This is a genomic window from Pseudomonas sp. NPDC087697 (assembly GCF_044743155.1).
Classification (GTDB): Bacteria; Pseudomonadota; Gammaproteobacteria; order Pseudomonadales; family Pseudomonadaceae; genus Aquipseudomonas.
In genome coordinates this window covers 187923-194116 of sequence record NZ_JBIUVW010000007.1, presented here as the reverse complement: position 1 = coordinate 194116, position 6194 = coordinate 187923, and the positions used below count along the sequence as shown (strand labels likewise).

Here is a 6194-nt window from a genome sequence, read left to right as displayed (position 1 = left end):
CGACATCCAGCAGGGCAATGTCGTCACGCAGAACATGATAGACCAGTTACGCCCGGGAATGACCCGCCGGCAAGTACGGTTTATCATGGGCAACCCTCTGCTGACCGACACGTTCCATGCCGATCGCTGGGATTACCTGTATAGCCTGCAGCCAGGTGGCGGTGAACGCCAACAGGAACGCATCAGCGTTATTTTCAACTCTAACGACCAGCTTGTCAGCCTGTCGGGCGACTTTATGCCTGGCGTGAGCCGTGACGAAGCCATTCTCGGCAAGGACAGCGGCACGACCGTGACTGCCCCTGTTGAAAACGCCGAGAAGCCGAAGCCAGAGAAACCGGTAAAGCCGGGCTCGCTGCTGGATCAGATCCAGAAGGACGTCGACAAGGTCGAAACCGTTCCGGTCCCGACGCCAGCACCGTTGGACAAAGCGCCGCAATAAAATGCGACACAACAAAAAGCCCGGCATGCCGGGCTTTTTGTTGTCTGTCATTTGGGAAACCTACTAATCCCGGACCTTGGCCTGCGCCGCAGCCTTGGCCGCACGCAACCGGCGGACTTCTTTTGGATCCGCCAGCAACGCTCGATAAATCTCGATGCGGTCACCCGCCTGAACCTGACGACTCTCGGGATCGGCAATAACCTTGCCGAAAATCCCCACAGGACAAGTCGCCAGATCCAGTTCGGGAAACGCCTCGGCGATGCCTGATTCAGCCAGCGCCGCTCGCAAAGTAGTGCCTACAGGCACCGCCACCTTGAGTAACATCTGGCGATCGATGGCGGCATACACCACCTCGACTTCAATCACTGACTCAACCATGCAACTGCTTGGCGCGCTGGCAGAACGCGTCCACCAGCGTGTTGGCTGCCTGATTGAACAGCGGCCCCAGCGTCGCCCGGACAATCGGCCCTGCATAATCGAACGACAGGTCCAGGCTGATTTTGCAGGCTTTCTCGCCCAACGGCTTGAATACCCAAACACCGTGCAGCTGATTGAATGGACCCTCTTCGAGATTCATCTCGATCGAATGCCCCGGCACCAGCGTATTGCGTGTCACGAAATGCTGGCTTAACCCGCCCTTGGCCACACCCACGCTAGCGCGCATGTGCTCGGCAGAGCTTTCCAGCACTTCGGCCTCGGAACACCACGGCAAAAACTCCGGATAGCGCGCGACGTCATTGACCAGGTCATAGAGCGCTTGCGCGGGATACGGCAACAGAGCCGAACGTTGAATATGTGTCGTCATGTCAGCGTCACTTCCACAGCTGGGCGGCAAACACTACAAGAATGCCGATTGGCGCCACATAGCGCATCAAGAACAAAGTCAGGGCAAACAATGCCGGGCTGCGGATCGACAGTTCGTCGCGCACCGCTTCACGGCCCATCACCCAACCTGCAAATACCACAAAGCACAAACCACCGAGCGGCAACATGATCCGCGAGGTAAAAAAGTCGATCACGCCAAAGAAGTCCAGACCGCTTTGCGCACCCCACTGGTAGAGGTGAAACGCACCGCCATCATTCACGAAAAACCTGGCTTGCTTCCAGATATTGAAGGAAAACACCGTCCCCAAGCCAACAAACCAGCAACTGAACGCCAGCCAGAACGTCACCCAGCCACGGCGGATTTTGGTCCGTTCAACCAGATAAGCCACCATCGGCTCCAGCAATGAAATCGCCGAACTCCAGGCCGCAATCGCCACCAGCACGAAGAACACCACGCCCATCAGCTGACCAAACGCTACGTTACCAAACGCAAATGGCAGACTGACGAACATCAACCCCGGCCCTTCGCTTGGGTTCAGGCCCGCTGCAAACACAATCGGAAACAACGCCAGACCCGCCAACAGCGAAACGAAAGTATCCAGCAGCGCGACACCAACGATAGTCCCGGAGATCGACGAATGCTTAGGCATATAAGCACCGTAGATCATGATCGAACCGACGCCCACGCTCAGAGAAAAGAATGCGTGCCCCATGGCCGGCAGCAAGCCATCGAGTAACTTGTCGGGGCTGAAGTCGAACATGAAATGCACGCCTTCCATGAAGTGCCCAGTGGTCAGGCTATAGCCCAACAGAATCACCAACATCACAAACAGCAGCGGCATCATGATCCGCAGACTGCGCTCAAGCCCCGCGACCACGCCTTTGGCGATAACGGCCGCCGACAGCAGCATAAAGATCGTGTGCCACAACGTCAGACGCCAAGGGTCAGCGATCACCCCACCAAAATAGGTGCCGACCTGATCGGCCGTCACACCCTGGAAGTCACCGCGCCCCATGTCGATGATGTAATCAAGCGACCAGCCGCCCACCACGCTATAGAAAGACAGAATCAGCAGTGCCGTGATCATCCCGGCGAACGCCCCCCAGGACCATTTCGCAGAATGTCCCGCCTCAAGCGCCAGCACCTTCAAGGCATTTGCCGGACTTTGCCGGGCACGACGACCGATCAGGGTTTCGGCCAACATCACCGGCACGCCAATCAACGCAATACACGCCAGAAACACCAACACAAACGCGCCACCACCATAGACGCCGACCATGTAAGGGAATTTCCAGATACTACCCAACCCTACGGCTGAACCGGTCGCAGCGAGTATGAAAACCCAACGGCTAGCCCAACTACCGTGGACTGAAACCTTGTCTGACGACATCGTTAACACGCCCAACCGATCAAAAAAGAGGGCGCATTGTCCGGGATTCACTCAATGCGCTCAAGCACGCAGGTTCACCGTAGCCGACTCGCGTGCAACTCCCTATAATGCCGCCCCTATGGCTAAACAGAAGAAACACCCCGAAGGGACCATCGCGCAGAATAAAAAGGCGCGACACGATTACTTCATCGAACACCGGTTCGAGGCTGGCATGGTCCTGGCCGGCTGGGAAGTAAAGAGTCTGCGTGCAGGCAAGGCACAACTGGTCGACAGTTATGTGCTGCTCAAGGATGGCGAGGCCTGGCTGCTCGGCAGTCATATCACCCCGCTGACCACCGCCAGCACCCACGTCATCGCCGACCCGACGCGTACGCGCAAACTGCTGCTCAATCAGCGCGAGCTGGAGAAGCTGTTTGCCGCTGTGCAACAGAAGGGTTACGCCTGCGTCTGCCTGTCGTTGTACTGGAGCAAGCACTTGATCAAGTGCGAGATCGCTCTGGGCAAGGGCAAGAAGGAATACGACAAGCGTGATACCGAGCGCGAACGCGATGCCGGTCGCGAGTTGCAGCGAGCGGTGCGGAACAAGGGCAAGGAAGATTAATCTTCTTTTTGCTTGAGACCGCTTTCGCGAGCAAGCCCGCTCCCACACTGGACCGTGCCTGGACATAAACTCATGCCCGGCACCGATCTAATGTGGGAGCGGGCTTGCTCGCGAATACAATCGTAAAAACTGCACAAAATCCGCCTGACTACATCCCCTTGCGCCGCTCCGCACGAGCCATGCGCTGCATTTCCTGACGCACTTCTTCGAGCACTTCCTGCACATACAAAATGTGTCGGCTGGAAATTTCTCGCGCCTGCTCTGCGCGCCCTTCGATAATCGCCAGATACAAATCCCGGTGCTGACTGATCAGCATGTCGCGGGTTTCGGTGCGCTGTTTGTACATGCCACCGATGTTGGTCACCACGTTACGCTTGAGCAGATCGAACAACCCGCGAATGGTGTGCAACAACACCGCGTTGTGACTCGCTTCGGCAATGGCCAGGTGAAACTTCGCATCCGCCGCGCCCTCTTCCGCCCGGCTCACTTGATCATGCCGCGCATAGCAATCCTGCAACTCTTCGAATGCCGCAGTCAGTCGTTCACGGTCAACATCCGTCGCACGCAATGCGGCGTAATAGGCGCAGGACGCTTCCAGCGTATGGCGAAACTCCAGCAGATCACGCTGAGCCTCGGGGTTGCTTTCCAGCAGATGCAGCAACGGGTCGCTGAAGGTTGAACCGAGCGATTCAACCACATAGTTACCGCCACCCTGGCGACTGACCAGCAACCCTTTGGCCGCCAGTTTCTGGATCGCCTCACGCAATGAAGGGCGCGACACACCGAACTGCTCGGCCAAGGCGCGCTCTGCCGGCAGCCGCTCGCCAGACTTCAGCGTGCCTTCAAGGATCATCCCCTCGAGCTGCTCGACAATATCGTCAGACAAACGGCGCTGACGAATCTGATCAAACCCCATAACTCATTCTCCACGATCCCGACGGCTCGCCGGGCTCTCTATTCTGGCCTATTGCCGTCGCTCCAGCACCTACCAGACAGCGTTTGATCGAACAGATCAGATGACTTCTGCACCGCTCATTCGACGAAAGTTTCAGGGCGGCAAATTGACACACCACACCCAAGGCTTTTACCCTAGCCGACAGCGATTGTAAATTGGTCTTACCAATTATCCAAGAACGCTGACCAGTGCCTGACCAACAACAATTAGGGGCCACCCCATATGCAAACCTGGCAACAGCTTTACAGCCCGCTCGGCAGTCTCGGCTTGTCCGCGCTCGCGGCCGTTATCCCCATCGTATTTTTCTTCCTGGCTCTGGCCGTGTTCCGCCTCAAGGGACACGTCGCCGGGAGCATCACCCTGGCGCCGTCGGTTCTGGTGGCAATCTTTGCCTTCCAGATGCCTGTCGACATGGCCTTCGCCGCTGCTGGCTATGGATTCGCCTACGGACTGTGGCCGATAGCCTGGATCATCGTGGCCGCGGTGTTCCTCTACAAACTGACGGTCAAGAGTGGCCAGTTCGAAGTGATCCGCAGCTCGGTGCTGTCGATTACCGACGACCAACGCCTGCAAGTGCTGCTGATCGGCTTCTGCTTCGGCGCATTCCTGGAAGGTGCCGCCGGATTCGGCGCACCGGTGGCAATTACCGCCGCGCTGCTGGTAGGACTGGGCTTCAACCCGCTGTACGCCGCCGGCCTGTGCCTGATAGCCAACACCGCGCCGGTAGCCTTCGGCGCACTGGGGATTCCGATCATCGTGGCCGGACAAGTGACCGGCATCGATTCCTTCAAGATCGGCGCCATGGCTGGTCGCCAGCTGCCGCTGTTATCGGTGTTCGTGCCGTTCTGGCTGGTGTTCATGATGGACGGCCTGCGCGGCGTCAAGGAGACCTGGCCGGCAGCATTGGTAGCGGGCGCAAGCTTTGCCGTCACCCAGTTCTTTACCTCGAACTTCATTGGCCCCGAGCTGCCGGACATCACTTCGGCACTCGTCAGCCTGGTCTCCCTGACCCTGTTCCTCAAGGTCTGGCAGCCCAAGCGTTCGTTTGCCGAAGCGACCGCCAGCGTCGGTGCCGCAACCGTGAGAAGTGCCGGAGGTTTCGGCCAACCGCGTACGACCCAACCTTCACCGTACAGCTTTGGTGAGATCTTCAAAGCCTGGTCACCATTCCTGATCCTCACCATGCTGGTGACCATCTGGACCCTGAAACCCTTCAAGGCAATGTTCGCCGCTGGCGGCTCGATGTACGGCTGGGTGTTTAACTTCGCCATCCCGCACCTGGATCAAATGGTGATCAAGGTTGCGCCGATCGTGACCAACCCGACCGCCATTCCAGCTGTATTCAAACTCGACCCGATTTCGGCGACCGGCACAGCGATTTTCTTCTCCGCATTGATCTCGATGCTGATCCTCAAGATCAATTTCAAAATTGGTCTGACCACATTGAAAGAGACCTTCTTTGAGCTGCGCTGGCCTATTCTGTCGATCGGCATGGTGCTGGCCTTCGCCTTCGTCACCAACTATTCGGGCATGTCGTCGACCATGGCGCTGGTACTGGCAGCCACCGGCACCGCCTTCCCGTTTTTCTCGCCATTCCTCGGTTGGCTGGGCGTGTTTCTGACCGGCTCGGACACCTCGTCCAACGCGCTGTTCAGCTCGCTACAAGCGACCACCGCGCACCAGATTGGCGTCAACGACGTGCTGTTGGTAGCGGCGAACACCAGCGGTGGCGTGACCGGCAAGATGATCTCGCCACAATCGATCGCCGTGGCCTGCGCAGCGACTGGCCTGGTGGGCAAGGAATCCGATCTGTTCCGCTTTACCCTCAAGCACAGCCTATTCTTTGCCACTATCGTCGGCCTGATCACACTGGCCCAGGCCTACTGGTTTACCGGCATGCTGGTGCACTAAGACTACGAGCAACACAGAAAAAACCGACGCCGGGCTTTGCCCCCCGGCGTCAGCGACTCACCACCCGGTCTG

The 6194-nt window shown here is 58.0% G+C and carries 7 protein-coding genes; 3 read left to right on the top strand and 4 right to left on the bottom strand.

The annotated features are described in order from the left end of the window. Positions 1 to 439: outer membrane protein assembly factor BamE (locus ACIPIN_RS08210; protein WP_401117344.1), on the top strand; the 439-nt coding region annotated here is incomplete at its 5' end. Between the two features lie 63 nt (positions 440 to 502). On the opposite strand, the gene ACIPIN_RS08205 is transcribed toward ACIPIN_RS08210, so the two are convergent. From ACIPIN_RS08205 to ACIPIN_RS08195, 3 genes are read right to left on the bottom strand one after another with little or no spacing between them, the layout of a single operon-like run. After that, positions 503 to 817 carry an RnfH family protein gene (locus tag ACIPIN_RS08205; protein WP_401117342.1) on the bottom strand — a complete coding sequence of 105 codons (315 nt, stop codon included), beginning with the start codon at positions 815 to 817 and terminating at the stop codon, positions 503 to 505. Beyond that, positions 810 to 1244, bottom strand: coding sequence for a type II toxin-antitoxin system RatA family toxin (locus tag ACIPIN_RS08200; RefSeq protein WP_071551882.1), 435 nt, complete (start codon positions 1242 to 1244; stop codon positions 810 to 812). The genes ACIPIN_RS08205 and ACIPIN_RS08200 overlap by 8 nt, the downstream gene beginning before the upstream one ends. Before the next feature lie 7 nt (positions 1245 to 1251). After that, complete coding sequence (locus ACIPIN_RS08195; RefSeq protein ID WP_401117340.1) at positions 1252 to 2655, bottom strand: sodium-dependent transporter; 1404 nt, start codon at positions 2653 to 2655, stop codon at positions 1252 to 1254. Between the two features lie 118 nt (positions 2656 to 2773). Here ACIPIN_RS08195 and smpB point away from each other — a divergent pair, with 118 nt between their 5' ends. After that, the gene (smpB, locus tag ACIPIN_RS08190) at positions 2774 to 3256 is read left to right on the top strand and encodes an SsrA-binding protein SmpB (RefSeq protein WP_019691770.1); all 483 of its coding nucleotides are present in this window, start codon (positions 2774 to 2776) and stop codon (positions 3254 to 3256) included. Positions 3257 to 3404: 148 nt separating this feature from the next. On the opposite strand, the gene ACIPIN_RS08185 is transcribed toward smpB, so the two are convergent. Continuing rightward, positions 3405 to 4172, bottom strand: a complete 768-nt coding sequence (locus ACIPIN_RS08185; protein WP_401117338.1) for an FCD domain-containing protein — start codon at positions 4170 to 4172, stop codon at positions 3405 to 3407. A gap of 261 nt (positions 4173 to 4433) precedes the next feature. On the opposite strand from ACIPIN_RS08185, the gene ACIPIN_RS08180 reads away from it, so the two are divergent. After that, positions 4434 to 6122, top strand: a complete 1689-nt coding sequence (locus tag ACIPIN_RS08180) for a lactate permease LctP family transporter (RefSeq protein WP_401117336.1) — start codon at positions 4434 to 4436, stop codon at positions 6120 to 6122. Positions 6123 to 6194 lie beyond the last annotated feature (72 nt).

Excerpts from the sequence above, each read along its gene's own strand:
- ACIPIN_RS08185 (WP_401117338.1), bottom strand. The coding sequence starts at position 4,172 with ATGGGGTTTGATCAGATTCGTCAGCGCCGTTTGTCTGACGATATTGTC.
- ACIPIN_RS08205 (WP_401117342.1), bottom strand. The coding sequence starts at position 817 with ATGGTTGAGTCAGTGATTGAAGTCGAGGTGGTGTATGCCGCCATCGAT.
- ACIPIN_RS08200 (WP_071551882.1), bottom strand. The coding sequence starts at position 1,244 with ATGACGACACATATTCAACGTTCGGCTCTGTTGCCGTATCCCGCGCAA.
- smpB (WP_019691770.1), top strand. The coding sequence starts at position 2,774 with ATGGCTAAACAGAAGAAACACCCCGAAGGGACCATCGCGCAGAATAAA.
- ACIPIN_RS08195 (WP_401117340.1), bottom strand. The coding sequence starts at position 2,655 with ATGTCGTCAGACAAGGTTTCAGTCCACGGTAGTTGGGCTAGCCGTTGG.
- ACIPIN_RS08180 (WP_401117336.1), top strand. The coding sequence starts at position 4,434 with ATGCAAACCTGGCAACAGCTTTACAGCCCGCTCGGCAGTCTCGGCTTG.